At 65.0% G+C, this 26,332-nt stretch carries 25 protein-coding genes and 1 pseudogene; 10 read left to right on the top strand and 16 right to left on the bottom strand.

The features are described from left to right. Positions 1-3: 3 nt before the first annotated feature. Entirely contained in the window at positions 4-279 is a 276-nt protein-coding gene (locus AC1DMA_RS04670) for a DUF2164 domain-containing protein (protein WP_478127708.1), read from the top strand. 25 nt (positions 280-304) lie between these two features. Continuing rightward, entirely contained in the window at positions 305-712 is a 408-nt protein-coding gene (locus AC1DMA_RS04665; protein WP_478143414.1) for a hypothetical protein, read from the top strand. 8 nt (positions 713-720) lie between these two features. Here AC1DMA_RS04665 and AC1DMA_RS04660 read toward each other — a convergent pair whose 3' ends face one another. From AC1DMA_RS04660 to AC1DMA_RS04650, 3 genes are read right to left on the bottom strand one after another with little or no spacing between them, the layout of a single operon-like run. Next, on the bottom strand, positions 721-2,064 hold the full coding sequence (locus AC1DMA_RS04660) for an NAD(P)/FAD-dependent oxidoreductase (RefSeq protein WP_478143413.1): 1,344 nt from the start codon (positions 2,062-2,064) through the stop codon (positions 721-723). Positions 2,065-2,091: 27 nt separating this feature from the next. Then, positions 2,092-3,333, bottom strand: coding sequence for a cation:proton antiporter domain-containing protein (locus tag AC1DMA_RS04655; protein ID WP_478143412.1), 1,242 nt, complete (start codon positions 3,331-3,333; stop codon positions 2,092-2,094). A gap of 58 nt (positions 3,334-3,391) precedes the next feature. Then, complete coding sequence (locus tag AC1DMA_RS04650; protein WP_478143411.1) at positions 3,392-4,291, bottom strand: LysR family transcriptional regulator ArgP; 900 nt, start codon at positions 4,289-4,291, stop codon at positions 3,392-3,394. A 73-nt stretch (positions 4,292-4,364) separates the two neighbouring features. On the opposite strand from AC1DMA_RS04650, the gene AC1DMA_RS04645 reads away from it, so the two are divergent. The 3 genes from AC1DMA_RS04645 (at position 4,365) to AC1DMA_RS04635 (ending at position 5,904) form a co-directional block, all read left to right on the top strand. Continuing rightward, entirely contained in the window at positions 4,365-5,018 is a 654-nt protein-coding gene (locus AC1DMA_RS04645; RefSeq protein WP_478143410.1) for a LysE/ArgO family amino acid transporter, read from the top strand. Positions 5,019-5,125: 107 nt separating this feature from the next. Continuing rightward, entirely contained in the window at positions 5,126-5,542 is a 417-nt protein-coding gene (locus tag AC1DMA_RS04640) for a carboxypeptidase regulatory-like domain-containing protein (RefSeq protein WP_478143409.1), read from the top strand. Between the two features lie 50 nt (positions 5,543-5,592). Continuing rightward, entirely contained in the window at positions 5,593-5,904 is a 312-nt protein-coding gene (locus tag AC1DMA_RS04635; protein WP_478127702.1) for a hypothetical protein, read from the top strand. Positions 5,905-5,938: 34 nt separating this feature from the next. Here the strand turns inward: AC1DMA_RS04635 and AC1DMA_RS04630 are convergent, their stop codons facing one another. Beyond that, positions 5,939-8,341 carry a phosphocholine-specific phospholipase C gene (locus AC1DMA_RS04630; protein ID WP_478143408.1) on the bottom strand — a complete coding sequence of 801 codons (2,403 nt, stop codon included), beginning with the start codon at positions 8,339-8,341 and terminating at the stop codon, positions 5,939-5,941. Positions 8,342-8,381: 40 nt separating this feature from the next. Then, positions 8,382-8,591, bottom strand: a complete 210-nt coding sequence (locus tag AC1DMA_RS04625) for a hypothetical protein (protein WP_478127700.1) — start codon at positions 8,589-8,591, stop codon at positions 8,382-8,384. Positions 8,592-8,812: 221 nt separating this feature from the next. Between AC1DMA_RS04625 and AC1DMA_RS04620 the strand changes: the two genes are divergently transcribed. Further along, positions 8,813-10,372 carry a serine hydrolase domain-containing protein gene (locus AC1DMA_RS04620; protein ID WP_478143407.1) on the top strand — a complete coding sequence of 520 codons (1,560 nt, stop codon included), beginning with the start codon at positions 8,813-8,815 and terminating at the stop codon, positions 10,370-10,372. 7 nt (positions 10,373-10,379) lie between these two features. Here AC1DMA_RS04620 and AC1DMA_RS04615 read toward each other — a convergent pair whose 3' ends face one another. Next, entirely contained in the window at positions 10,380-10,742 is a 363-nt protein-coding gene (locus AC1DMA_RS04615; protein WP_478143406.1) for a hypothetical protein, read from the bottom strand. A gap of 251 nt (positions 10,743-10,993) precedes the next feature. Between AC1DMA_RS04615 and AC1DMA_RS04610 the strand changes: the two genes are divergently transcribed. After that, a complete protein-coding gene (locus AC1DMA_RS04610) occupies positions 10,994-11,371 on the top strand; it encodes a hypothetical protein (RefSeq protein ID WP_478127697.1) in 378 nt (125 codons plus the stop codon). A 12-nt stretch (positions 11,372-11,383) separates the two neighbouring features. Here AC1DMA_RS04610 and AC1DMA_RS04605 read toward each other — a convergent pair whose 3' ends face one another. Beyond that, positions 11,384-11,926: a hypothetical protein gene (locus AC1DMA_RS04605; RefSeq protein ID WP_478143405.1), complete on the bottom strand. Its 543-nt coding sequence runs from the start codon at positions 11,924-11,926 to the stop codon at positions 11,384-11,386. Positions 11,927-12,215: 289 nt separating this feature from the next. On the opposite strand from AC1DMA_RS04605, the pseudogene AC1DMA_RS04600 reads away from it, so the two are divergent. Further along, positions 12,216-12,305, top strand: a pseudogene (locus AC1DMA_RS04600) (FAD-dependent monooxygenase); the annotation flags it as partial. 83 nt (positions 12,306-12,388) lie between these two features. On the opposite strand, the gene AC1DMA_RS04595 reads toward AC1DMA_RS04600, so the two are convergent. The 7 genes from AC1DMA_RS04595 to AC1DMA_RS04565 form a co-directional block, all read right to left on the bottom strand. Continuing rightward, complete coding sequence (locus AC1DMA_RS04595) at positions 12,389-12,901, bottom strand: tetratricopeptide repeat protein (RefSeq protein ID WP_478143404.1); 513 nt, start codon at positions 12,899-12,901, stop codon at positions 12,389-12,391. Between the two features lie 28 nt (positions 12,902-12,929). Then, a complete protein-coding gene (locus AC1DMA_RS04590; protein WP_478143403.1) occupies positions 12,930-14,096 on the bottom strand; it encodes a TIGR03118 family protein in 1,167 nt (388 codons plus the stop codon). Positions 14,097-14,165: 69 nt separating this feature from the next. After that, positions 14,166-14,858: a TorF family putative porin gene (locus AC1DMA_RS04585; protein ID WP_478143402.1), complete on the bottom strand. Its 693-nt coding sequence runs from the start codon at positions 14,856-14,858 to the stop codon at positions 14,166-14,168. 1 nt (position 14,859) lies between these two features. After that, entirely contained in the window at positions 14,860-16,116 is a 1,257-nt protein-coding gene (locus AC1DMA_RS04580; RefSeq protein WP_478143401.1) for a S8 family peptidase, read from the bottom strand. Then, positions 16,113-16,805, bottom strand: a complete 693-nt coding sequence (locus AC1DMA_RS04575) for an anti-sigma factor (protein ID WP_478143400.1) — start codon at positions 16,803-16,805, stop codon at positions 16,113-16,115. Before AC1DMA_RS04575 ends, AC1DMA_RS04580 begins: the two co-directional genes overlap by 4 nt. Next, positions 16,802-17,407 (bottom strand): RNA polymerase sigma factor, encoded by a 606-nt coding sequence (locus AC1DMA_RS04570; RefSeq protein WP_478143399.1) that lies wholly within the window; start codon positions 17,405-17,407, stop codon positions 16,802-16,804. The genes AC1DMA_RS04575 and AC1DMA_RS04570 overlap by 4 nt, the downstream gene beginning before the upstream one ends. A 157-nt stretch (positions 17,408-17,564) precedes the next feature. Then, positions 17,565-19,349: a carboxylesterase/lipase family protein gene (locus AC1DMA_RS04565; protein ID WP_478143398.1), complete on the bottom strand. Its 1,785-nt coding sequence runs from the start codon at positions 19,347-19,349 to the stop codon at positions 17,565-17,567. A gap of 170 nt (positions 19,350-19,519) precedes the next feature. On the opposite strand from AC1DMA_RS04565, the gene AC1DMA_RS04560 reads away from it, so the two are divergent. Both AC1DMA_RS04560 and AC1DMA_RS04555 read left to right on the top strand, forming a co-directional pair. Then, positions 19,520-22,315, top strand: coding sequence for an MGH1-like glycoside hydrolase domain-containing protein (locus tag AC1DMA_RS04560; RefSeq protein ID WP_478143397.1), 2,796 nt, complete (start codon positions 19,520-19,522; stop codon positions 22,313-22,315). A 4-nt stretch (positions 22,316-22,319) separates the two neighbouring features. Then, complete coding sequence (locus AC1DMA_RS04555) at positions 22,320-23,801, top strand: alpha-amylase family glycosyl hydrolase (protein ID WP_478143396.1); 1,482 nt, start codon at positions 22,320-22,322, stop codon at positions 23,799-23,801. A 48-nt stretch (positions 23,802-23,849) separates the two neighbouring features. Here the strand turns inward: AC1DMA_RS04555 and AC1DMA_RS04550 are convergent, their stop codons facing one another. Further along, positions 23,850-24,404, bottom strand: a complete 555-nt coding sequence (locus tag AC1DMA_RS04550) for a hypothetical protein (protein ID WP_478143395.1) — start codon at positions 24,402-24,404, stop codon at positions 23,850-23,852. Positions 24,405-25,545: 1,141 nt separating this feature from the next. Continuing rightward, entirely contained in the window at positions 25,546-25,890 is a 345-nt protein-coding gene (locus tag AC1DMA_RS04545) for a hypothetical protein (protein WP_478143394.1), read from the bottom strand. Positions 25,891-26,332: the final 442 nt, after the last annotated feature.

Below are 26,332 nucleotides of genomic sequence, written 5' to 3'. Positions count from 1 at the left end.
ATCATGACCATCGAGCTGGACAAGGAAGCCCGCAAGGAAGCCATCGTCTCCATCGAGAGGTACTTCCGCGAAAACATGGAAGAACCCATCGGCAACATCGCCGCCGGTGCTCTCCTGGGCTTCTTTCTTGAAGAAGTCGGCCCGGTCATCTACAACCGGGCCGTGGCCGACGTTCAGGAGCGCCTGCAGGCGAGGATCTCCGAACTGGACATCGAAGTCCATGAAGACGAATTCCAGTATTGGCGCAAGTTCGAGCGCAAGGCGCGGGAGAAGAAGTAGTGACCCAAGCGACCGGAGACGAATGATGTCCGTCAACTGGAAGCTGCGCCTCAGGTTGTTCGTCCAGCGCTTCTGGCAGCCGACCAGCGCCTGCATGACCTGCATGCCGGGCAGTTGGGGCAACCTGATGAGCCTCGCGCATTGGGCGACCGCGCTRCAGACCGGCTTGGCCACTGGAATACTCGCCTTGCTGTTGACGTTCACGCCGGCGGCCAGGCTTTATTCGAACCGGTACGGCAATGCGGTGGTGGTCGGCTGCCTCACGATGCTGGGCGATGCCTACTCGCACGCCAATCACTACGACATTCCCTTTGCCGAGGCGATCGTGACGGGCGTCATCTCGGGACTGATCACGCTCGCCGGCTCGTTCCTCTTCGAAGACCGGGCCAGGCGGCTGCGCGCAGTGTGGGCCAGGATCTCGGGGCAGTCCTGATCCGCCGTTCAGTCCGCCTTCTGGATGGTCTCCTCGCGCAGGAGCCCCAGGTCGCGGACATTGAAGTGGTGCCGCTTCCATCCTTCGTACGTCCGGCGCCAGTTGATCAGAGAGACGAAGTAATAGACCGCCCTGAACATCCACAACGAACGACGGTAGCCACGCCCCTGATGAATGTCCGCGGCGAGCAGCGACATGAGCCCCTGCTTGACGTTGAACATGTTTCGCGGGTGCATGAACATGTCGCGAATGGTCGGGTTCGTGGCGCGATAGATGAACCACGAGTAATCGCTCGGGCCGACGCGCATCCGTTTCTCCATCTCCTCGCGCGCCCTCGGTAGATTCGCCGGCCTGTCGAGCGCTGTCTGCACCAGTTGGGCGCCGTCGAAGGCGCTTTGCATCGCCAGGAAAACACCCGACGAGAACATCGGGTCGATGAAGGTGAAGGCGTCCCCCACCATCAGGTAGCGGTCGCCGGCGGCATGCGTGCTCGAGTACGAGAAGTTGCCCGTCGCGTGAACCTGGTCGTCCACGAGCGTCGCGTCCTTCAGGCGGTCGTGCAGTTCAGGGCACATGGCGATGGTGTCGAAGAAGTAGTCCTTCAGCGGCTTGTTGCGCGCCTTCAGGTAGTAGGCCCAGCACACTGCGCCGACACTCGTGGTGCCATCGGCCAGTGGAATGAACCAGAACCAGCCGTGATCGAACCAGCAGATGCTGATGTTGCCTTCGCGCTTGCCCTCGAGCCGCCGTGCATTGCGAAAGTGCCCGAAGAGCGCCGTGCTGTTGTGCTTGGGATTCTTTTTCTTGGACTTGAACTTGTTGGCCAGCACCGTGTCGCGGCCGCTGGCATCGACGACGAAGCGTGCGCGCCAGGTGCGCTTTCCGCCGTCGTCGAGCACTGCCTGTACGGTCGCGCCGCTGTCGTCGAAATCCACTTCGCGCACCCTGGCGCCTTCCATCGTCAGCGCGCCTTCCTTGGCGGCATTGCGGAAGAGCAACTCGTCGAGCTCCGAACGGCGGACCTGCCATGCCGAATCCTTGGACGGGTCCCAGCCTTCGGAAAAATCGACGTAGCTGCAGTAGTCGAGGTCCGGCGACACGAATTCAATGCCGAACTTGGGCATGCCGATCTTCTCTACCTCGGCGCGCACGCCCAGCTTGTCGAACAGGTCGACGTTGCCCGGCAACAGCGATTCGCCGATGTGGAAACGCGGGTGATGCTCCTTCTCCAGCAGCACCACGCGCCGTCCTTCGCGCGCGAGAAGTGCGGCGATGGTCGAACCCCCTGGTCCTCCGCCGATGACGAGAACATCGCAGTCCTGAGTGCGTTCCTGTTCCTGGTTTGCCTGCATGAGCGAAGTCTCCTTCTCTTTTCTCTTTCAATTCGTGGTGCCCACGGGGGCGTGGCTGCGTCTGGCAATGAGCGTGAGCAAGGGACCGGTCGCGGCGGTCGTCACCAGCGCCATCACCAGCAGCATGGTGAAAAGCTCGGGGCCGATCAAGCCTGCGTCCAGGCCGACCTTGATGACGATCAGCTCCATCAGCCCGCGAGAGTTCATCAGCGTGCCGGTCGCGAGGCTTTCGCGCCAGCCATAGCCGCACACTTTAGCGCCGGCCGCGCCCCCTGCAATCTTGCCGGACATCGCCGCCAGCAGGATCAGCGCCAGCGCTCCCAGGGCCGCGCCGGCGAACGCGCCCTGGGTGGTCCCCAAGCCCGCCAGCGCGAAGAAGATGGGCATCAGCACGACGATCGACAGAGGCTCGAGCCGGTCGACCAGATGCTTCAGCAGACGATCGTCGCGTGGAAGGCTCACGCCGAACAGGAAAGCGCCGAACACCGCGTGAAGGTGCAGCCACTCCGTGACCATCGCGCAGATGAACAGCCCGATCATGAGGATCGCCAGCATCATCGGAGACGGCTCGCCTTCGGGCGCATGCAGGCGCAGTGCCCTCGCCAGCAGGGGTTTGACGACGACGAACATCGCCAGGACCAGCGCGACGAGGCCAAGGCTGATCCGGACGAAGCCCTCCAAACCGCTGTGCGAACTCGCAAAAGCGACCACGAGCGCCAACAGCACCCAGGCCAGGGAGTCGACCACGGCCGCCGCACCCAGTGCCAATTGCCCGATCCGGGTCTGGGTCATGTTCCGGTCTTTCAGGATGCGCGCCAGCACCGGAAATGCCGTGATCGACAGCGACACCCCAAGGAAAAGCGCGAACGGCCAGAAAGGCAACCCGCTCGGCGCCAGTGAAGGATGCAGCACGGGGGCGATCGACAAGCCCAGGACCATGGGCAACAGCATGCTGCAGAGGCCGACCCACCCCGCCGCCTTCACTTGCGCGGCGACGCCGACTGGCGCGCGAAGCTCCACACCGACCACGAACATGAAAAGCACGACACCCAGCGATGCCAGGGAAGACAAACCCTGCAGCGAGGCGGGCGGAAACAGCTGCGCATGCCATTGCGGAAAGAGCGCACCCAGCACCACCGGCCCCAGAAGCACGCCCGCCGTCATTTCGCCGATGACCATCGGCTGCCCGAAGGCACGGAGCAAGAGGCCGCATCCGCGGGCGACGATCAGGATGACGGTGAGTTGCAGGAGCAGCAGCGCGAGTGACATGGGCGAAAGCGAAAAATGCGAGCCGAAGTATGTCGCATGACTCCCGCCGGAGACTCGCTCACTGGTGCGGCAAGAGGGCGCGCTGCGCGGCCGCGACCAGTTGGCGCGTGAGTCCATCGAGAAGGGCGGACGCTGCGCGGGCCTGCTGCCAGTGCAAGGGGACGTCGAGCGGGGTTTTGGGGACGAGCTCCACGAGCGAGCCGTTCTTGAGCTGCGGCGCAATCAGCGCCCGAGGGTGCAGGCCCCAACCCATGCCGCCCAGCGTCGCGGTCACGAAAGCCTGCGTCGACGGCAAGGTATGACGGGGCAGTTCGACATGGCGATGACAAAGGCGGCGCGCCCACTGTGCTTGCAGTTCGTCCTTGGCATTGAACACCAGGCTGGGCGCGCGCGCGAGGCTGCCGGCTCCCACGCCATCCGCGAAATGGCGACCCATAAAGGCAGGGGTGGCGGCAGCCACGTACCGCATCGATCCCAATGGACGGCTGTCGCAGCCGACCGCAGGGCGCGCGGTGCCGGTCACGGCTGCCAGCACGGCACCGCTGCGCAGCCATTCGGCCGTGTGTTCCTGGTCATCGATGGCGATTTCCATGAGCACCGGCGCTTCGGCGGCGAAGGCGGCCACGGCAGGAGCGAACCAGGTGGCCAGGCTGTCGGCATTCACCGCCACCGGCAGCGGCACCCGCGCGACTCCCTCCGGCGCCAGTGCCGCGACGGCGCCTTCGAGTTCCTGCTCCATCAGGCGGACGCGATCGACGTGCTGGCACAGGCGCCGACCCGTTTCCGTGGCGCGGCAGGGCTGATCGCGCACCACCAGGGCGCAACCGACGCGCTCTTCCAGCAGCCGGATGCGTTGCGACACGGCCGATGGCGTCACGTGCAGCGCGCGGGCCGCGCGTTCGAAGCTGCCTTCGCGTACGACGGCAGCGAGTCCCGAAAGCGCTGAATAGTCCAGCATGAAATTAGCAATCCTAAATTGACGTTAGTAAAGATAGTTTGTCTTCATTGATGCATGGAGGCAAGATTCCCTGATGTTGAACATTTCCGACTCCGCTTCGCTTGCGTCCTCGGCTTTCGCGCAAGGTCTCTTCCTGAGCCTGGGACTCATCGTTGCCATCGGCGCGCAAAACGCTTTCGTCTTGCGCCAGGGACTGCGGCGCGAGCATGTGGGCAGCATCGTGTTGTTCTGTGCATTGGCCGACGGCGTACTGATCGTCGCCGGGGTTTCGGGCATGGCGCGCGCGCTGGGTGACCACCCCGGGCTGACTCGGGCACTGGCATTGGCCGGCGCCGCCTTCCTTGCCGTTTACGGCCTGCAGGCATTGCGCCGCGCGCGACACGCGCACGCGTTGTTGCCATCCGAAGGGGGCGTGCGCCTCGGGCGGGCTGCCGCGATGGCGCAGGCGGCCGCATTCACGTTGCTGAACCCACACGTCTACCTGGACACGATGCTGCTGGTGGGCAGCATCGGAGCCCAGCAGCCGGCATCGATGCGCGGCTGGTTTGTGGCCGGCGCGAGCGTGGCCAGTCTGTCGTGGTTCGGGCTCCTGGGCTACGGGGCGCGCTGGCTGGCTCCGCTGTTCACGCGAGCCAAGGCATGGCAAGTGCTGGACGCGCTCGTCGGCCTGACCATGGCCGCCATGGCGGCGTTGCTGGTTCGCGGCGTCTATGTGGGCCTCGGGTGATTGCCACGTACGTGCGGCTAGGTGGGCGCCGGGATGGCGCAACTGGCCCCGCTTTTTGAGAATCTACGCAGCGGTCCGACACCCCACCTCAATTCAAGGAGACTGGCATGCGTCTTTCGTTCTTGACCCTTCCCATTGCCGCTGTTGTCTTGACCTGTGCGTCAGTCACCGTGCCGGCGCAGGATGCGCCTGCAATACCGCCCCTCCAAACACAAGGCACGGCGAGCTTCACATGTGGCGGCATCGGATTGGGATCTTCCAAGGCGATGCTTGCTGCGCGGAAGGACTACCCGCTGTCGCTGCTTTTTGCATCGTCCAGTGGCGAATACATGGCTTCCGTCAACCTGACGATCAAGGATGCCAAGGGTGCCAGCGTCCTGAGTGTTCCTTCGACCGGCCCCATCTGCCTGGTCAAGCTGCCGGAGGGCAGGTACACCGTCGAGGGACAAGCGCTGGGCAAGACCAAGACGCAGCGCGTGGCGATCGGCGGCGCACCCAAGGCCGTCGACTTCACCTTCCCGTGAGCCATCGATAAACCATCCCGCCGGAGCGGCCGGCATACCAAGGAGTCAGCATGTGGGTTCGCAGTCGTTCATCACTGGCGGTCATCGCCTTCATCACAGTTGCGAGCGGTTGCGCCAACTACAAACCCCTGCCGCCTCTCGTCGGCGGCTTCATGTCGCCCTTGGTGTCACGCACGAGTTGCATCGACGCCGTGTCCCGCGAGTACAAGGTGCCCAAGGAAAGCGTGACACCCATCACCGATGCACAGACCATGAACGATGGGTTCTACGTCGTGACGCTCGGCATCGGCCCTGGCAAGCCCAACGTGAATTGCACCGTCAACGAGAACGGCGTCGTCTCCGACGTCATTCGGGCACGCTGAGCTGCAACCACGAGGGGCGTAGCGGCATCGCCGCTCAGAAGCGGTCTGCGAGCCCCATGGCCGGATCGCTCACCAGGTGGCGCCCGGTTTCGACGCGACCCGCGAAGCGCCGGTAGAAGCTGGCGTCCGCATCGCAGGTCACCACGAAGTCATACCACTGGCCGCTGTCGTCCAGGCTCCAGCGCATGCCGGCGTCATCGCCGCCCTTGACTCGAACGCTCCATGAACCGTCGGGGTTGGTGCCGATTCCGCCGTGGTTACCGTGATCGTCGTGGTCGTCGTGGTCGTCATGATTGTTGTGCCCGTGGCCCTTGTTGTCGTGACGGTCGCCGCGGTCGTCCCTGCCGCCGCCGGGGCCCAGGACCTGTGGCCGGGCATAGGCCTTGTTCGGCTTGACGGTAAAGCGGCAATCGCGCCGGCCATCATTGCGCAGCTGCAGGTGGATGTTGCCGCTTCGCGTGTCGTAGCCCACGCGGATCTCGGGCGCCGGCGCGCCTGCCGCGCGCAGTGCATTCAAGTCGCCCTTGAACTCGCGATGGAAACCGTTGGGGCCGAGCACCCACAGGTCGTACAGGCCCGCGTTGTCGGTCATTGCGCTCCAGTAGTCGTTGAGTTGCTTGCCGGCTTCGACGGCGTAGCGGCGCGGCAGGCGGTCCGACAGGTGCAGCTTGTCGTACACATGGAAGACGGCGGCGGCACGCCCGCTGTTGGCAAAGAGCAATTGGATGCGGCCGTTGGCCGAATCGCTGCGCGCGCTGGTGTGCAGCTCATAGGGCAGCGCACGCGAAGGACGCACGCCGCTGGCCTGCACCGGCAACGTGGGATCGGCCGGTGGCACGATCTTCGGCAGTGCTTGCTGTTCGGCAGTCAGCGCATCGGCTTCTTCCTTGGTCTTGCGTCCGGCGAGCGTGGGCAGCGGCTCGTCGTTGGGCCGTTCGAAGTTGAAGGCGCTGGTGAGATCGCCGCAGATCGCGCGGCGATAGTTGCTGATCTGCGGCTCGACCACGCCGAAGCACTTCTCGAGAAAGAGCAGCGTCGAAGTGTGATCCGAGACTTGCGAGTTGACCCAGCCGCCGCGGCTCCAGGGCGAGACCACCCACATCGGCACGCGCGGCCCTGGACCGTAGGGCCGTCCGTCGGCTGCGGGCTGGCTCGTGGTCGCTGGCGCGAAGTCGTGATATTCGACCGCCACGTCCGCCTCCGCGAACGTGTGCGCGCCGGACAAGGAACCATCGGCATTGCGCGAGGGCACCGCAGGCGAGGGCAGGTGGTCGAAGAAGCCGTCGTTCTCGTCGAAGTTGACCAGCAGCACGGTCTTGCTCCAGACCTCCGGATTGGCAGTCAGCGCGTCCAGCACTTGCTGCACGTACCAGCCGCCCTTTGCCGGACTCGACGGTCCGGGATGTTCGCTGTAGGCGGAAGGTGAAATGATCCAGGACACCGCCGGCAGCGTGCCGTTCTTGATGTCTTCGCGAAAGGTTTCGAGAAAGCCATACGGCATGGTGTTGCCGAAACCCTTGGCGAGCGGGCTGAGCGCGTCGTCGACCACCGGGTCGTAAAACGGGCCGGCCGCGGTGACGGGCTGCGTGATGTCCGTTGCCGCGACGTAAACCGGACGGCGCGCCGGCGGCATCTGCTCGATGGCGGCGCGCCAATGGCGAAAGCCCATCATCTCGTTGCAGCCGTAGTTGTCGATCAGGCTCTGGTAGACCTTCCAGCTCACGCCGGCCTTCTCCAGGCGATCGGCATAGGTGGTCCACGTCCAGCCGGCCGTCGAGGCGCCGATGTCGTTGCCACCGTTGAACTGGTTGTTCAACCCGGCGACGCGGACCTTGCTGCCATCGATTGGGCTGATGCCGTTGGGGCCATTGGTGCCGCTCCAGTAGAAGAGCCGGTTCGCGATCGTGCCGGTGTGCATGCCGCAGTGGTAGTGGTCGCACAGCGTGAAGGCATCCGCCAGCGCACGCTGGAAGGGGACTTCCGCAGTCTCGTAGTAGCCCATGGCCAGTTGGCCCTTGGCATCGGGCCACTTGTACATGCGGCCGTGGTCCCATGCCGCCTGCGAGTCGGACCAGGAGTGCGGCGTGCTGCCGGCGCGCTGTGCATTGCCTTTGCTCGCATCGAGGTGATAGGGCACGAAGGTGCTGGGCGGCGTCGTCTTCGTATAGGTCTGCGAAAAGACGTTCTTGCCGTTGGGCGACGGGACTGCAAAGCGGTCGCCGAAGCCGCGCACGCCCTTGAAGGTGCCGAAGTAGCTGTCGAAGGACCGGTTCTCCTGCATCAGCAGCACGACGTGCTTCACATCCTTGACGGTGCCCGTCTCGTGGTGTGCAGGGATGGCCAACGCGCGGCGGATGCTGGGCGGAAAGGTCGCCAAGGTAGCGGCGGCAATGCCGGTGCCAGTGGTGCTTTGGAGGAACTTGCGTCGTGTCGTCATGTGTTTGACTTGGATTTCTTTGGGAGTGATGGCGCGAGGGTCAGGGGGCGTAGCTGACGTTCGGCTGGCTGGTGTCGGATGAGGAAGCGGCGGAATCGGTCTTGCTCGGCGTGCTGCTGCTGGCGGTGGTGCCGGTCGCAGCGGTTGCTCCGCCAAGGGCGCTGCCGCCGCCATCGCCGCCACAAGCGGTCAGGGCGCACGCCAGGATCGAAAGCGCGACAGGCGCGCGCAGGACAAACCACGGGTTCATAGTGGGGTACTCCATAACTTGGGCGTGCCAAGACTAGGCGCGGACCGTGACGCCGCGATGTAAGCACGATGACACGCCCCCGTCTCAGAAGGCGCTGAACGAGCCCCGGTGCGGGCGTGTTGCTCAAGGGCCCTGCCCGCGAGGGCAAACCCTGAGTCCTCCGCTGAAGCAATGTCCCGGTTGTCGTGGAGACTCACGGTCGAAACAAAAAGGAGAAGCTCATGAAAAGGCCGGTGCGCATCGCACTCGCGGCGATGGCAGGGGCGCTGATGGCGCTGGCGTTGGTTTCGTGCGGAGGTGGTGGTGGAGGAGGAGGCGGCGGGCTCGCTGGCGCGGGATCCGCCGGGTCAGGAGCGACCGCTTCCCAACTGCCCGCGCGCGACGCGTTGATCGCACGCGCCCGGAGTTTCGAGATCGACACGCCCTACGTTCCGCCGCCGGGCGATCCGCTGGAGCACAACACCGCCGGGTTCGCCAAGACGGTGTGTTCCAACGTCTTCATCACCGGCATGGATCCGGATGTGGCCGCCGAAGCCACCGGGTATTTCACCGGGCCTTATGCGCAGCGCAGCAAGGTGGGAAAGCCGGTGGTCGACCACGCCAACAAGGAAGTGCGCATCACCATGCCGAACGGCACGACGCTGACCGCCAGGTATTACGGCTCGCAGGGATGCGTCACGCTGGCACCGGGGGCGACGGAGGTGTCCTTCAAGCCCGAGACCGTGACCAGCGCGCTGCCCGATCCCGCCACGCAGCCGTGGCCGATGGGCGACGTGCTGCCGACCGACCGCGCCACGGGCATCGACACGGCGAAGGTCGATCAGGCGATGGCCGCGCCCTTCGAGGCGTCGGGCGCATACACCACCGCTTTCGTCGTGACCTACAAGGGACGCATCATCGGCGAGCGCTACGCGAACGGCGCGACTGCGACGACGCCGCTCGAATCCTGGTCGATGGGCAAGAGCGTCACGGCCACGCTGATGGGCATTCTCATTAAGCAGGGGGTCTATACGCTGGACCAGCCCGCGCCCATTCCCGAATGGCAAGCCCCCGGCGACAAGCGCCAGCAGATCCGCATCTCGGACCTGCTGCACATGTCGAGCGGCCTGCGCATCAAGGCGCCCGACGATCCGGACTTCGACCCGAACGGCACCTACCCCGATCACATCTATTTCTACACGGGCCGCATCGACGCGTTCAACTACGCGGCAACTCGACCGCAGCAATGGCCGCCCAACACCATCGGCCGCTATCGCAACACCGATCCTGTGCTGGCCAACTACCTGATCCGGCTCGCCGTCGAAGCGCGCGGCGAGGACTACCTGTCATTTCCGCAACGCGCGCTCTTCGACAAGATCGGCGTGCGCTCGATGACCATCGAACCCGACCCCTACGGCAACTTCCTCACGCAGGGCCACGACTTCATGTCCGCACGCGATTGGGCGCGCCTGGGCAACCTGTATTTGCAGGACGGCGTGTGGAACGGCGAGCGCATCCTGCCCGAAGGATTCGTCAAGTTCGTGAGCACCGTCGCGCCGGCGTGGGCGGCCGACAAGCGGCCCATCTACGGCGGCTTCTTCTGGATCAACGGAATGGGGCAGTGGCCCGTGCCCGCGTCGGCCTACTACATGCTCGGAGCAGGCGGGCAGGTGGTGATCATCGTTCCCTCGCATGACCTCGTGGTCGTGCGGCTGGGCTACGACAAGGGCGAAGCGCTGTCTTCGCAGGGCGTGCAGAAGGCGCTGTCACTGCTGATGCAAGGCATTGCGCCCTCACAGTAGGTCGTTGTCAGCGCGGCGGCGTTGGCGAAGGCGCCTTGTCCGGATGCGTGATCGGTTCAGGGTCGGAGGGGCCGGGTTCCTTGGGCTCGGCATGGGCCGGATCGTACGGTTGGCGCGCGGCACGTTGCGCGTTGGCTGCTGCTGCCGGACTCGGATGGGTTTCCAATGCCGGCGCCTTTGGCGCCGCTGCATCCTTGGCCCGCTGCGGGGCCGGAGCAGGCGATTCCTTCGAGATCTCGGCGGGCTGCGACGGCGCTCCCGGCGCGGGCGGTTGCTGGGCGAACGCCAGCGTCATGGCGAAGAACAATGGCGCGAACGCCAGTCCGTTCTGGTTTTGAAGATGTTTTTGAAGTGCGAGGCTGATGGTCATCACGGTGCTCTCCCATTGGATTGCAACACTTTTCAACAGCAATAGCGCATCGAGCCGCCAACGGGCGTGAGCCCCCGACCCGCATCGGCGTAGGCGCCTCGCGCGCCGTGCGCGGAGGCCGGCCCATGCACATCCAAGCGAGCCGGCGCCTACACGGGCAGGGCATGACGGCTGATCAATCAGCGGCGCTAACGAAGCGATACACAACCGTGCACGACCGCCGCTCACACACTCACAACCAGGACGACATCATGGAAAGCAATTCATCGAACACGCGCTCAGAGACCATGGGGACCACGGGCGCAGCCGGTACTCAAGAGGACCCCGTTCGCCGGGCAACGGAAGACGCCGACAGCATGGGCCGCAAGGCCGCGGACGCGGCTCAGGGCTACTTGCAAGATGCCCAGGCCAAGGCGAGCGCGGCAGCTCAAGCCGGCAAGGCCTATGCGAAGGACGCCGTCAACGCGGCAGGCAAGAAGATCGACAGCATGAAGGGGCAGGCGGTCGACCTGAAACAGCGCGGCATGCAGTTCGCCTCCGACGAGCCGATGAAGGCCGTGGTCTATGCCGCAGCCGGCAGCGCGGTCCTCACGGCGCTATTGCTGTCGCTGATGCGCGGGCGCCGCTAGCGGGCGGGGCCGCTACTGCTTGCGCCAGCGCGCGACGAGGCGCTTGATCGCGCGCGCGCTGCCCTCCGGATCGGTGCCGATCGGCCGATCGCGGTACAGCCGACGCAGCTCCGCAAGTACCTCGTTCAGGGCCGCCAGGTTGCGCTCGCTGTAGTGCCAGGTGCCGCTGACCACGAAGTGCCCAGGGATGGCACATGGCTTCGGCGAGACCTGAACGTTCTCGATGCCGATGCGGTGCATGGTCTCCACGCGATCCGCCGAAGGGTTCGACAGAAGCCCCGCCGGGCGCGAGAACGCAAAAGACACCGCCTGCACCTGCTGGACCTGTTCGGCGACGAAGGCGCAGATTTCGAGAAAGATGAGCCGGCTGAGATGCCGGCTTTCTTCCAGGCTGAACAAGGGCGGCGTGAAATGCTCGACCCATATCTCGTTGCCGGACGAACTGACTGGCACCGGGTCGACAGTGCAAACCAGGACCTCCCCGTCCAGGACCAGAATCGGGTCGCCCAGGCAGTACCGAGCCCCTCCAGGGCCAGTGATTCGAAGCTTATTCACTGTCTGTGGCGATCGCGCCCGGCCCTGTTCTCCGGTTTCCGCGTCGCCGCCTCCTCACTCGTGTCGTTGGCTGCAAATTTAATCCTGCCACGGACGATACGCCTTCGCCTGCGTGACAGGATGCTCTCGCTAACCCGAAGCTAGCCCGAACGAGTGCCGGGGTTGCGGATGGCTGGGGTAAACCCTCAAGCCGAGCAAGCTGTCTGCGCCTCAAGCAAGTACATGCAATGAACCCTCAGGTCCTCATCATCGGCGCGGGGCAGCCCGCTGGTGTTCTTCCCGATCGGACATGGTCGCTTTCGCGTCGTTGCATGTGCACAGTCCGGCCGGTGGTCAAGGCATGAACACCGGCATGCAGGACGCGATGAACGCCGCCGCAGCGACTGCACGAGGTCCTCGGCACCGGCAAGTTTGCGGTCTTGTCCGTCGGTACCCCGACTGTCGCCGTGAGCAGTGGAAGCATCACGTCCCGGTCTTCGCCGCGCGCTGGCTCCGGTACTTCGCGATCTCGCCCTTCAGGTCAGTGAACTCTTCGCACGGGAGAAAGCAGAGCTTGTCGAGCACCTTGAGTTCCTGCTCGGCTCGTGCGAGGTCACCCATCTGAAGATAGGCCTCGCCGAGGTATTCGTGCGCGCCCCTGTGCTTCGGATTGATCTTCAGCGCCTTGTCGTAGGAACTCAGCGCGGCCTCGGTATTGCCCAGCTTGCGTTGCGCATGGCCCAGCTCGTTCCACGCGTCGGCGTCGCCGGGACTGCGCGCGACGTAGGCGGTCATGTGGGTCTGGACCTGCTGCCAGTCCTCCTTGCCGACCGCCGCCATTCCTGCACGGAAGTCCGGGTCCGGGTTGACGTTGACGGCTTCGCTGCCCCCACCACCACCGCCTCCTCCGCCGCCGCCACCACCACCGGCCGCCAGCGCGGAAAGGCTGAAGGCCAAGGACAGGCTGGAAATCAACATCACGACTGCATGTTTCATGGTGAGTTTCTCCTTCACAACACGAGATTCAACGGTTGTCGATGCGGCCATAGACGCCATGGCTTCCTCCGCCGGGGCCTGCGGCAAAGAATAGTGTGTTCGTGGGCTGGTTGTCGATGCCATTGCCGAAGGCAATGCCTTTCAAGCCATCAACGACGACAGGGCTTCCTGCCGCTGTCGAGAGCGTCCCCATGAACGCACCGTTGGTCGCGTTGAACGCATTGATCGTCCCGTCACCGGCATTGGCAACGAGCAAAGCGTTGCTGAAGGGACCGAAGTCGGCCGGCGCCATCGCCATGCCCCATGGCGCGTTGACCGGGCCGCCCGGCGGAACGAGGCGGCTGACGAGCCGGCCGGCAGTGTCGAAGACGTCGATGGCTCCAAGACCGGCTCCCGCGATGGGGTTGGCCGCTTGCGCGTCCTGCATGGCATAGCTCACATAGATCAGGCTATTGATCGCCTGGACGCCGAATGGCGCGTAACCGGCCGGCAATGCCGGGTCGACGAAGGGGCCCGCGACGCGGGTCTGCTTGAAGGTCGAATCGAACATGTCGACTCTCGCGTGGCGGAAATCCGCTGCGTACAGAAAGTCCGCGGAGCCTTGGCTGGCGATGGCCAGGCCCGTGTAGACCGCGCCCGCGGGTCCGCTGTCGAAAACCGTGACCGCGTGAGTCATATCGACACTGGGCGACCAGCCCGACAAGGTGCCGCCTTGTCCCGCGAAGATAAAGGCGCTCGCGCCGGTGACACCGTTTTGCGTGACCATGAAGTCCTGATGGCCGTTGAAGACAATGCCGGTCGGCATCGCATTGCCGGCAGCGCCTGGCGGTATCGATACGACCAGCGATTGCGCAACGCCGTTGCCGTCGTAGAGGGTGGAGGTCGATGAGCCATTGTTCGCGACCCAGGCGAATCCCTTGGGGTTGAAGGCCACGCCCCATGCGTTGACAAGGCGTGCATCGCTGCTCGAACTGCCGTACAGGTTGTTGGCCGCGGAGAGATCGGACACGAGGTTGGTCGCGGCATAGCTCATGCCGGTGGTTGGGCCCATGCCGGTAGCGGTGCCGGTGCCCATCCCTGATCCGGCGCCTGGCACGAACGGGCTGCCAGAGTAGCCACCACCGCCTCCGCAGGCGGCCAGCAGGAACGCGCTCGCACAGGCGAGACCGTACAACTTCAGGCGATTGGCTCTCATTGCGCATCTCCTTTGGGACGGGGCTCGGTGTATTCCGGGCCGGCGCCGAAAGGTTCATGCCGCCATCGTTCAAAAGGCGAGCGAAGCGCTCAGCACCAGCGCACCGCGCGATGCGCGTCCATAGGCAGTCGGGTAGACGGCGCTGCGGCCGCCCGCCACCCAGGCGAGCTGCACTTCCCACGCGTCGCGCGCGACGGCGGCCCCCAGGCTTGCATCGAAGCTCGCGTTGGCGTCTTCGGTGCGGGTGCCGCCGACTCGCATCAGCGCGCCGACGTGCGCCGTTGCGCGCATCAGGGCTGAAAGAGGCACGCCCACGTTGAATTCGCCGTACACCGTACGCGCGCCGCTGCCGAAATAGTCGGGCGAGTAGTGCGCCCGCATGTTCCATCTCTCGCCATTCAGGCCAGCGAACACCTCGTAGTAGTCGTAGCGCGAGTCGGTGCCGAAGTGAACGCCGGTCACACCCGCTTCCCAGCCGAAGCGATCCGAAAGCCGGCTCGCGTACCCCGCATAGCCGAGCGCCTGCACTTGCCAGCGCGGCCGATACAGCATCACTTCAGTCAGCGACCCGCCGCCGAACCAGCCGCCCGGATGGTCATAGGCGGCGCTCAGGAGAAGGGTCGGCCGCTCGTCGCTGAGCGAAATGCCGCGATAGCGATAGTCGGAGAGGAGCGCGACGCTTGCACCGACCTGTGCGAAAGCGACGCCGCAGGCGAGGAAGAGCGAGGGGCAGAGCGCGGCACGCAGACCGGCGGTCGGCATGTCACTGACGCATGTTGAAGGGTGTCGTGGATCGCGTCACGGTGCGGACGCAGGCAGCATCGCCTGCGACGCGTGCCAGTGTGGCACAAGCGTCGATGTCTCCGCCGGGGAAGGCGACGACGCTGGCGAAGGAAGGCGCCGCTGCCGGTGCCGGCGATCGTTCGCGCATCAGGGCGAACAAGCCCGTCACGTGGGCTGCGGCATACGATGAACCGGACACGAGATTCCAGCGGCCACCCGGCAGGGTGGTTGGCACGTCGCGACCGGGGGCGACCAGCGTGCCGCGCAGTGCAGGCTCGCCGGTGTCCTCGGCGACTGCCACGACGCCCGCGTGCGATGCCGGAAATCCGCCGTCGGGCAACTTCCGGTCGAAGGCGCCGATCACGCTGATGCTGCGCGAGAGCGCGACATCGAGCAGCCTGTCGAGCAGGCGATCGCGCGGCCCGCTGAGGCTCAGGTTGATGACCGAGGCATCGTGCGTGATGGCGAAGTGAAGCGCCATCGCGAGGCTCAGGCTCGTACACAAGGTGCTGTCGCTGCTTTGCTGCCAGCATGCGCGCAAGGCAAGCAGACGTGCGTTCGGCGCGATGCCGACGATGCCGACGCCGTTGTCTGCGCGCGCGGCGATGATGCCCGCCACCGCCGTTCCATGGTCCTCGGCGACGTCACGGCGGCCGACGACGAAGTTCTCTCTGAGCACCACCTGGCCGACCAGGTCGGGGTGCAGTTCGTCGACGCCGCTGTCGACCACGGCGACGCGCGCTTGGCGGCCGGTGGAGATCTCGTGCAGGTCTTGAAGGTGCCAGGCTTGCGCCACGGGCTGAAGCGGGTAGAGCGGGTCGTCGTGGCCCGCCTGTGCCTGCGCCTGGAAGACGTTCATCGGCTGCGCCCAGGCCACGCGTGGATCGCGCGACAAGTCCTGCGCGACGCGTTCGGGCGATTGGCCGTCCGGCACGGCGATCACGAAGCAGTCCACGCCCAGCAGCGGCATCGCCCAGTCGGTGATCAGTGTCAGGCCATGTTCGCGTGCGAGCGCTGCAGCCACGCGGCGCCGCGCACCGTGCGCCGGGCCGTCGCCGTAGCCACCTGAATAGGCGCTCTCGGGCCGATAGTGCTCCGGCGGAAGGCGCAACAGCAGCAACACCTGCTGATCAAGAGCGGACGTCGTGACGGTCGGCTCCGCTGGCGCGGCCCCTGCGAGTGGCTGGACTGCAGCGAGGGAAAGCAGCGATGCCAGCACCACGAGAAGGCGCTTCATGGCGGTGCCCGGCCATCGAGCGACTCGACGAGCATCACCGTGCTTTCCTTGCGCATACGGTTGACCGCCGCTGTTTCGAGGCCGGCCGGCACCGCCAGCAGGTAGGCATCGGTGGCGGTCGGCCCATAGACCAGCCGGGCTTCGCTTTCGCGCAGCACGCGTCGCATTTGCTGCTCCGTCGCCTCCGGTCGGAAGCGCACGATCAGGTTGCCATGAGTGGCGGCGCCAGGCGGCGCGGCTCCGCCGAGCGCCCGGAAGCGCTGTTCCGGGATCACGGCCGTCACGAGCACGCCGCTCAACGTCGCGACAAGCGCGCATTGACCGGCAAGCGCCCAACGAGTCCACACGGGAGTGTCCCGCCAGTGCGCCTTCAGGCGCGCCAGCAGTCCCTGGCGTCGTGGTGGCGATGCATCGGCGGCGATGCGCTCGCGCAATAGCGCGAATCCGTGGTCGGCGTTGCCGATGGGCGGAGGTTCCGAACTGGCGCAGGCGGCCTGAATCTCCCTTTCCCAGGCCAGTTCGGCCTGGCAGCGCGCGCATTCGGCGACGTGCGCTTCGACGCAGGCGCGTTCGTCCCTGGCTTGTCGATCTTCTTCGCCGGGGCTTGCGCCGGTGCGGACATACCACGGCAGCAGCGCCTGCACCTTCTGATGCACGTCCGTGCCGAGGGGAACGACGCGCCCGCTCACAGCCAATCCTCCAATCGACCGACGAGCAGGTTCTTCAATCTGCGACGGGCATGGAACATGCGCGTCTTCACGGTGTCCACGGGGCAGTCGACGATCTCGCTGATTTCGCGGCAACCGATGCCGTGGAAGTAGGTCAGGTGGACGACCGCGCGCTGCTCGAACGAGAGCTGGTCCATGGCCTGTGCCAGCACTTCGCGAATCTGCGACTGCGCGGCGCGGTACTCGGGATTGGCCTCCGCCGGCGCCGGCTGATCGTCGTCGCCTTCTTCCGAAACGGGCTCATCCAGCCGGCTCAACGCTTTCATGGCCTTGCGATAGCCGATCGCAAAGATCCAGGTCGACACCTTGCTGCGGCCGTTGTAGGTCGCGGCGCGGTTCCAGACCACCAGCATCGTGTCGTTGAGGACTTCTTCGACGAGGCCGGGGCGGCGCGTCAGGCGATCGAGAAAGCGCGTGAGGCGCGGGTGATAGGCGCGATAAAGCTGCTCGAAAGCCTGCAAGTCGCCCCTGGTGGTTCGGGCAAGCAAGCCCACCTCCGCGCGCTCGGCCAAGGACGCTTCCTCGGCCTGCGTGCGGATGGCATCGAGGGGCATGCTCGGCATCGGAAGCTCATGAGAGAGGGGCTCCAGCGCACTGTACTCCTCGTGCTCCGGGACGGGGCAGCCTGCCTTCGTGGGACGTGTTCGTGGGCCCATGCGCTTCTCGTGGGTTGGAACGGTTCATTCCAGCCCACGAGGAAACGGTTCAATGGACCCTGGGCTATTGGACGGAAATGGCCTTGCTGGTCGCCGTCGCGTCGAAGAGAAGCATCGAAGGCCACGGTTGCCAGGTGACGCCCAGCACCTGCGCGTTCGGATCGCCTCGCCGGGCGAAGGCGCCCAGGCTTTTCATCATTGCTTCGGACAGTTGCAGCCGCCCCGGTTTGTTCGCGGTCGAGTTCGCGATGTTCGAGAAGAGCGAGGGCCCGAAAGTGCCGAAGATGAACGGCAAGTCAAAAGCGTGCGCCGCGCCATAGATGTCGTTCCAGGGCGCCGGCTCCTGGTCCCAGTCGAAGCGGTAATACCAGACCTCGTGCTGCTGCGCTTTCAGCGTGTTGAGCATGTTGTCGCGGCTCGCGATGAAGAAGATCTGGTTCAGCAGATCCGTCTTTGCGTTGAAGCCCGTGACGGGCGTCGTCACCGGGAGGTATTGCGCCGGAATCCACTGTTCGATGCTCACCGTGGGCGGCGCGTCTGGGTGGTAGTTGAACTGGGTCGAGAACAAGGTTGCATCGCTCACGAGCCGGCCGCTGACGCCGCCGAGCGCGGGGGACAGCGCAAGGAAGGTCGGGAACAGCTTCGCCTCGTCGCGTGTGTTGCCCGCGAGCACGGGCACCCGCAGATAGTTTCCGGCGCGAATGGCGGCGATGGGGTCGACGGGCAGGACGGCGCCGTCGGGGATGGGGCCGGAGCCTGCGAGCCCGAGCGGCGCGAGCTTGGTGAGCAGCGTGCCGAACAGCGTCGCGGGGCTCTTGGAGCGCAGATAGGCTGCGATCTGCGCGGGCGGTTGGCTGGCCACATAGGCGGCGGCGGAGGCGGCGTCGCTGGCGAGCCCGTCGGCAATGAGCTGGTTCGTGAGCAGGGCATTGCCCTGGGCGAGATACACCGGCTCTGGGCTCAGTGTCGGGATACTGCCGGGAGGCAGGTCCGTGGCAAGCGACAGTCCGCCGCTGAGCGGCACCGCGCGGTGGAAGAGCTTGTGGCGCGCGTTCGTGACCACGGGCGAAGCCAGGAGCGCATAGACGTTGATGGCCCCCGCTGACTGTCCCATCAATGTGACGTTGCGTGGATCACCGCCGAACTCATCGATGTCGCTTCGAATGAATTCAAGCGCCTTGACGATGTCGAGCAAGGCGAAGTTGCCAGAGTCTTCCTCCGGCTGGGTGCCCGACTTGAGTTGCGGCACGTCGAGGAAGCCGAAGATGCCGAGCCGGTAGTTCACCGTGACGACGACCGCCTGCGCCGCCTTGGCGAGCGCAGCGCCGTCGTAGACCGGGTCGGCCGTATAGCCCGACACGTCGCTTCCGCCGTGGACGAAGACGATGACGGGCAAGTCGTCCCGGTCATTCGCCGGACGCCAGATGTTGAGGTAGAGGCAATCCTCGTTGCCCACGGCCTGGTTCAGCGTGGTGCCGATGGTCGCGTCGTAGCGGTTGTTGACGCCCGGGCCGTAGATGCGGCCGTATTGCGCGCACGCATTGGCAAACTGCTGGGTCGCCTTGGGCTTCTTCCATGGATCGGGATCGACCGGAGCCTTCCAGCGCAGGTCGCCCACTGGCGGCTTGGCAAAGGGCACGCCCTTCCATGCGAGCGTCCCGGTGTTGCTGGAGTCGTCCACGCCAACGATCTTGCCGAAGTGGGTGCGCCGGGCAATGTCGGCACGGTCCGGGCGATTGCCGTGATCGCTGCGATCGTCGTGGTCGTCCCGACCCCAGGACGGCGTCTGCGCGAGAAGCGCGGCACACGCGGCTACAAAGCAGGCACTACGTATCGCATTGCGCATCATGGGCTTGTCTCCTCCAGGTTGGCTGGCAACGGTAAAAGCCACTACACGGGCGCGCCTACGGGATAAACCCGACTTCGCTTGTTTCACCTTGTTCCGGTGCTTCCATGTTTGTCTTGATCAAACATGCGGGGATGAGGCCCAATCGTGGTCGTTCCTCCAGGAGACCTCCCATGAGCACTGAACCTGCGGAAAAGCGACGGCTCGATGACGCGCATGCCAAGCGTGCGCCCTGGAAGAAGTGGGGTCCCTATCTCAGCGAGCGGCAATGGGGAACGGTGCGCGAGGACTACAGCGACAACGGCGACGCCTGGAACTACTTCACCCATGACCAGGCCCGCTCGCGCGCCTACCGCTGGGGTGAAGACGGCCTGGGCGGCATCAGCGACGACCATCAGATCCTGTGCTTTGCGCTGGCGTTGTGGAACGGGCGCGATCCGATCCTGAAGGAGCGAGCCTTCGGACTTGCCAACAGCGAGGGCAACCATGGCGAAGACGTCAAGGAGTACTACTTCTATCTCGACTCGACGCCGACGCACTCGTACATGAAGTACTTGTACAAGTACCCGCAGGCGGCCTACCCATACAACGATCTGGTCTCCACCAACCGTGGGCGCGGCAAGCAGGAGGCTGAATACGAACTGCTGGATACAGGCGTGTTCGATGACAACCGCTATTTCGATGTCTTCGTCGAATATGCGAAGGCGGCGCCCGACGATGTCCTGGTGCGCATCACTGCGTTCAATCGCGGACCTGAAGCGGCGCCCCTTCATCTCTTGCCGACACTGTGGTTCCGCAACACGTGGACGCAGTCGGGTGGCGGCTCCAAACCGGTCCTGGAGCGTGTTGCCTCAAGCAGGATTGCGACGGTTCATGCGCGCCATACCGATCCGCTCTTTCTTGAATCGCTGGACGAGTACTACCTCTATTGTGATGGTGATGGCGATGGTGATCGCAACGCCGAAGTCCCGCTGCTCTTTACCGAGAACGAAACCAACAACGCCCGCCTCTTCGGCGGAACCAATGCCTCGGCCTATGTGAAAGACGCCTTTCACCGTTTCGTCATCAACGCAGACTCGGATGCAGTCAACCCGGCAGGGCAGGGGACCAAGGTCGCGTCCCACTACAAACTCAACGTGGCTGCGGGCCAATCGAAGTCGGTCCGGCTGCGGTTGACCACGCGAGGGCCCGAGGCGTTGCCCGCGCCCTTCGGCGACTTCGACGTCATCTTTGCGAATCGGCTGAAGGAAGCGGACGATTTCTACGCGTCGCTGACGCCTCCCACCGTTCAGGATGATCCTGACCGGGCGAGCGTCATGCGGCAGGCGCTGGCCGGCATGCTGTGGACCAAACAGTACTTCTATTACGACCTCGATCTCTGGCTGGACGAGCACGGCGCCGGCAGCCAGCTGCCGCAATCGGAGCGCCGCAAGGTGCGCAACATCGATTGGTCGCACATGTTCAACGACGACATCATCTCGATGCCGGACAAGTGGGAGTACCCGTGGTATGCCGCCTGGGACTTGGCTTTCCACATGATTCCGCTCGGAATGGTCGATCCGGACTTTGCCAAGCAGCAGCTCGACTTGATGCTGCGCAACGACTACCTGCATCCGAATGGCCAGCTTCCGGCCTATGAATGGAACTTCGGCGACGTCAATCCGCCGGTGCATGCGTGGGCGACGATGCAGCTCTTTCTGGTCGACAAGGAACGCCGCGGAGACAGCGGTGACATCGAGTTCCTGAAGTACGCCTTCTCCAAGCTGCTGGCCAACTTCACCTGGTGGGTCAACAGAAAGGACCGCACCGGCGCCAATGTGTTCGAAGGCGGTTTTCTGGGGCTGGACAACATCGGCGTTTTCGATCGCTCGGCGCCGCTGCCCACGGGCGGTTATCTCGATCAGGCAGACGGCACCGCATGGATGGTGTTCTTCAGCCAGCAGATGCTTCGCATCTCCGTCGAACTGGCACTCAGCGAGCCTCTTTACGAGGAGTTCGTCGAGAAGTTCTTTCAGCACACACTCTTCATTGCCGGAGCGATGGACAGGGTGGGAGACCGCCAGGACGAGATGTGGGACGAAGAGGATGGCTTCTTCTATGACGTGCTGCGAATGCCCGACGGCAGCGCCACGCGCCTGAAGGTGCGCTCCATCGTCGGTCTGTTGCCGCTGGCAGCGGTGGCGGTGTTCGAGGAGAACATCGTCGAGAAGATGCCGAGGTTTCGCGAACGTGCCCGCACGTTCCTGATGCGCCATCCAGAGCTTGCGGCCAATGTGCATCTGCCGCAGGAGCCCGGCGTCGCAAATCGCCGGATGTTGTCGATCGTCAATGAAGAGAAGCTTCGCCGCATCCTCGCTCGCATGCTGGACGAGGACGAATTCTTCAGCCCCTACGGCATTCGCGCGCTCTCGCGGGTCCATCGCGATCACCCTTATGTCTTCGAGCACTCGGGGCAGTCGTATCGGGTCGCGTATGTGCCGGGGGATTCCGACTCGGGAATGTTCGGCGGCAATTCGAACTGGCGCGGCCCGGTATGGATGCCCATCAACTTCCTGCTCTACACATCGTTGCTGCGCCTGTATGCCTATTTCGGCGAAGACTTCAAAGTCGAGTGCCCTACGGGCTCGGGGCGGATGATGACGCTGCTCGAAGTCGCCAAGGAACTGGGCGAGCGCCTGAGCCGGATCTTCGTGCGAGACAGCGAAGGCGAGCGGCCTGCGCACGGCAGCGCCCAGAGGTTCCGCGACGATCCGCATTGGCGCGATCTGGTGCTGTTCTACGAATACTTTCATGGAGACACGGGAGCGGGCATCGGTGCAAGTCACCAGACCGGCTGGACGGGTTGTGTTGCGCGCATCATTCAGACGAACGCCGTGCTGACGAAAGACCTGCTGCTGATGCCCGGTGCTGAAGCCGCGGCGGCGCGGGCGCTTCGAGGCAAGGCGGGGCCAGAGAATTCAGCGCGGTGATGCGGTGGCCAACCCTCGCTACCCGGCCCTCTATCAGATCAACACGCGCGTCACGCTGACGGGGTTGTCCGCCTCTTTGGGGCGCGCGGCGACGCTGGACGATATCGCGGACGCCGAACTCGATCGCTGGGCGCAGATGGGGTTCGACTGGATCTGGCTGTTGAGCGTCTGGCAGACGGGCGCTGCCGCTCAACGCATCTCGCGGAGCAACCCGCAATGGCGACGCGAGTTCGAGCAGACCTTGCCCGACCTTCGCGAGGAAGACATCGCAGGCTCTGGCTTTGCCATCACCGGCTATACCGTGCACCAGGGCCTCGGGGGTGATGCCGCACTCGCGAGATTGCGCGCGCGCATGCGCCAGCGAGGATTGCGCCTGATGCTTGACTTCGTGCCCAATCACATGGCACCGGACCACCCGTGGGTGGATGAACATCCCGATTACTTTGTCCATGGCAGCGAAGTCGATCTGGCGCGCTCTCCGCAGAACTACTGCCGCTTGACCACGAAGAGCGGGGAGGCGGTATTCGCCTATGGCCGCGATCCGTACTTCGATGGATGGCCTGACACGCTGCAGCTGAACTATGGCAACGCGGAGTTGCAGGCCTCAATGGTCATCGAGCTGGAGCGAATCTCGAGTCAATGCGACGGCGTGCGCTGCGATATGGCGATGCTCGTGCTGCCGGAGGTCTTCGAGCGCACCTGGGGCATTCGCGCCGCGCCGTTCTGGCGAAAGGCGATCGATTCGGTGCGCGCTCGAAGTCCTGCGTTTCTCTTCATCGCGGAAGCTTATTGGGATATGGAGTGGACGCTGCAGCAGGAGGGATTCGACGACACCTATGACAAGCGCCTGTACGACCGTTTGCGCGAGCAGCATGCGCAGCCGGTGCGTGAGCATCTGCTGGCGGGGCTGGACTATCAGGACAAGCTGGCGCGCTTTCTGGAGAACCATGACGAGCCTCGCGCGGCCTCGGCCTTTGCGCCTGAAGTTCACAAGGCTGCGGCAGTGGTGACCTTCATGTCGCCCGGGATGAGGTTCTTTCACCAAGGGCAATTGGAGGGGCGGCGCGCACGCATTTCGCCGCATCTGGTCCGCGCGCCGGTCGAGGCGGTGGACGAAGACATCGCGCAGTTCTACGCCCGGCTGCTCGAGATACTGCGTCGGCCGCTTCTTCGGGATGGCAACTGGAGCTTGCTGGAATGCGTTCCGACGTGGGCCGGGAATCCGACGTGGGACAGCTTCATCGCCTTTCGCTGGAACCCCTCATCGGGCGAGTGGTTGGTGGGCGTGGTGAACTACTCGCCTCAGCAGTGCCAGTGCTTCGTGAGCCTTCCCTTTTCGCAGCTTGCTGGTCGTATGTGGAGGTTGAAGGATCTGCTCGGGCAGGCTGTGTATGACCGGCCCGGGGATGATTTGCTCGACCGGGGGCTGTTTCTTGATGTGGCGGGATGGGGCTGTCATGTTTTTGAGGTGCAGTGGCTTGCCTGAAAGCGGGGTCGTGAGATCGAGGGGTTGAAGGGCTGCCTCGGGCAGTGTTCAACGGTCAACGGCCTGGTCCGCCGCCGGGACCACCGCCTCCCGGGCCGCCGCCGGGACCGCCACCGCCACCGCCGGGACCGCCACCGCCTGGGCCACCGCCACCGCCGGGTCCACCGCCACCGCCGGGTCCACCGCCTCCGCCGGGTCCACCGCCTCCGCCGGGTCCACCGCCTCCGCCGGGTCCACCGCCTCCGCCGGGTCCACCGCCTCCGCCACCGGGACCGCCACCGCCGGGCCCACCGCCTCCGCCACCGGGACCTCCGCCGCCACCTGCGCCTGCGCCACCACCTCCGGCACCAGCGCCAGCGCCACCACCTCCGGCACCAGCACCAGCGCCGCCACCTCCGGCACCAGCACCTGCGCCACCACCTCCGGCACCAGCGCCAGCACCACCACCTCCGGCACCAGCGCCAGCACCACCACCTCCGGCACCAGCGCCAGCGCCACCACCTCCGGCACCAGCGCCAGGACCACCACCTCCGGCACCAGCGCCAGGACCTCCGGCACCGGCGCCACCGCCCGGGCCGCTACCACTGGCACCACCTGATCCACTTCCCGCTCCGGGTCCGCCGCCGCCCGAGGCCCCTCCCGCGGCTGCGCCGGCCTCAGGGGCTATGGCAGCGGCGAAGCCTCCTATGGCGCCAAGACCCTTCGACATCGCAGTTCCTGTTGCTCCCCGTCCAGTAGATGCTGCATTCACGCCCGACCCGGACTGCGGCGCCCGGCCTGAGGCCTGAGCTGCGTTCACACACAACGCTTCGCCAAATGGGTTGTACGGATCGCAATGTGCCGAGCCGCCCTGGCCCGGAGCAGTTCGCGCCGCCGTTTGGACCGGAGGGCGCACAGGAGGCGCCTTTGGGGTCCTGTTGGCGCTCGGCGGTTCGACAGGTGCAAATGGCCTCGGCTCGGAGGGCGCCGCGAGAGGCACGACCTCCCGACGCTCGCTTTCGGAAGTGCGCGCTGCGGCGTGCACAGTTTCATCGTCCCGACGCGACGTTCGCACGTGCCGAGGCGCTGCGGTGACCGTACGTACTTGCGATTGCGATTGCGATTGCGATTGAGATTGCGGTTGCTCGTGCGTTTGTGCCCCCGTCGTCGCCTCATCAACAGCGGCAACTTGTGGCTGCGGCGGATCCGGCGCGGCGACGCTTGGCTCGGGCGGCACCGCCGGTACTTCGTTCGATGCGGCAGGGGTCGCGGCAGGAGGTTCCGCCGCAACGGCCGGAGCGCTTGCGGGCGGTGGTTCTGGCGCCGGCTTGGTCGCTGGCAATTGCAACTGGGCCGATGCGGACGGCTTCGGTACAGGGCTGTACTCCGCTGCGTGCTTCAGATTCAAGTACCAGAGAACGAAGGCTGCGCTCGCGATGACGATGGCGATCAACATCAGGAGGACGGATGCATCCACGCTCTTTGGAAAATGAGCCTGCACATCGCGCCGGGGCCTGGGCGCGATCTGCCAGGAGTCCGGGGCGGCGGTCAGGGATTGGCCATGAACCGCCAGGGGCAAGTGCGGCAAGTGCGCCCCAGTCGTCAAGGGCACGGAGGGCTCTGTCGGACCGAAGGCATTCGCCAGAGTGCGGACGCCGGAGAACTTTCCCGCACAGCCCCGGCAGTACTTGGCGCGATCCCTGTTCGGTGTGTGACACGCTTCGCAGAACTTTGTCATTGCGCCACTCCGCCAGGCCCCGGCAATTCAAGGAATCGATATGAAGGCAGTGATCACGATCAGCGAACCGATCACCACCGAGAAGGCCAGGAAATCCACGGCCCACGCGCGCTCCGGCGCGGCAGCGGTGGGCCAGATGGAAGCCATGAGGTGCGTGGGCCTTGCGTGGTCTCCCGCGGCATAGAAGGCGGGCAATTTGTGCGAGCAGCACTTGCACAGTTGCGCCGAGCGCGTGTTGATGGTGTTGCACGCATCGCACACCTCTGCGGATGGCCTCCAGATTTGCATTCGCGCAAGATCCACGATGCTTCCGAAGGCGATGTCGGAGGGCCGGCGTGAAGACTCGACAGGAACAATGGCGGCAGTTGTCATGAAGGTTCTCCTCGTGTGAAGTTCATCCGGATTCATCGAGCCGGCCCTGCGGCACACGAACGCTGGGCCCTGGCTTTCCCGAAAGCGCGCTTCAGTCGCTGTTCCGTAACCGCGAGCCGCGCGAACAGTCGCAAATCGAGGTCCGTCGGCCCCGGGCCGCGCCCTTCGATCCGTTGGGCAAACGCGAGCACGATCCGCTCATGAATGGCTTCCCTTGCTCGCATCGCGATGACCCAGGTCCTGCGCGAACTCATGGCGCGGACCGCCAGGAGTTCACGCGCGGTCAAGGTTCTGCTGCGTGCATCCAGCACAAAGTGCCTCGCTCGTCGACTCATCAATCTCATTCGTTGCGTGGCGGGGTTCGGCATGGGTTCCTCAGTTGCTAAAAATGTGAAAACTTCACAGATGTAATGCTCTTGTCCTATAGTGAATCCCGTGCTGA

The sequence above is a fragment of the Variovorax sp. 05N34 genome (assembly GCF_056397405.1).
This window is presented reverse-complemented; position numbering and strand designations above follow the sequence as displayed.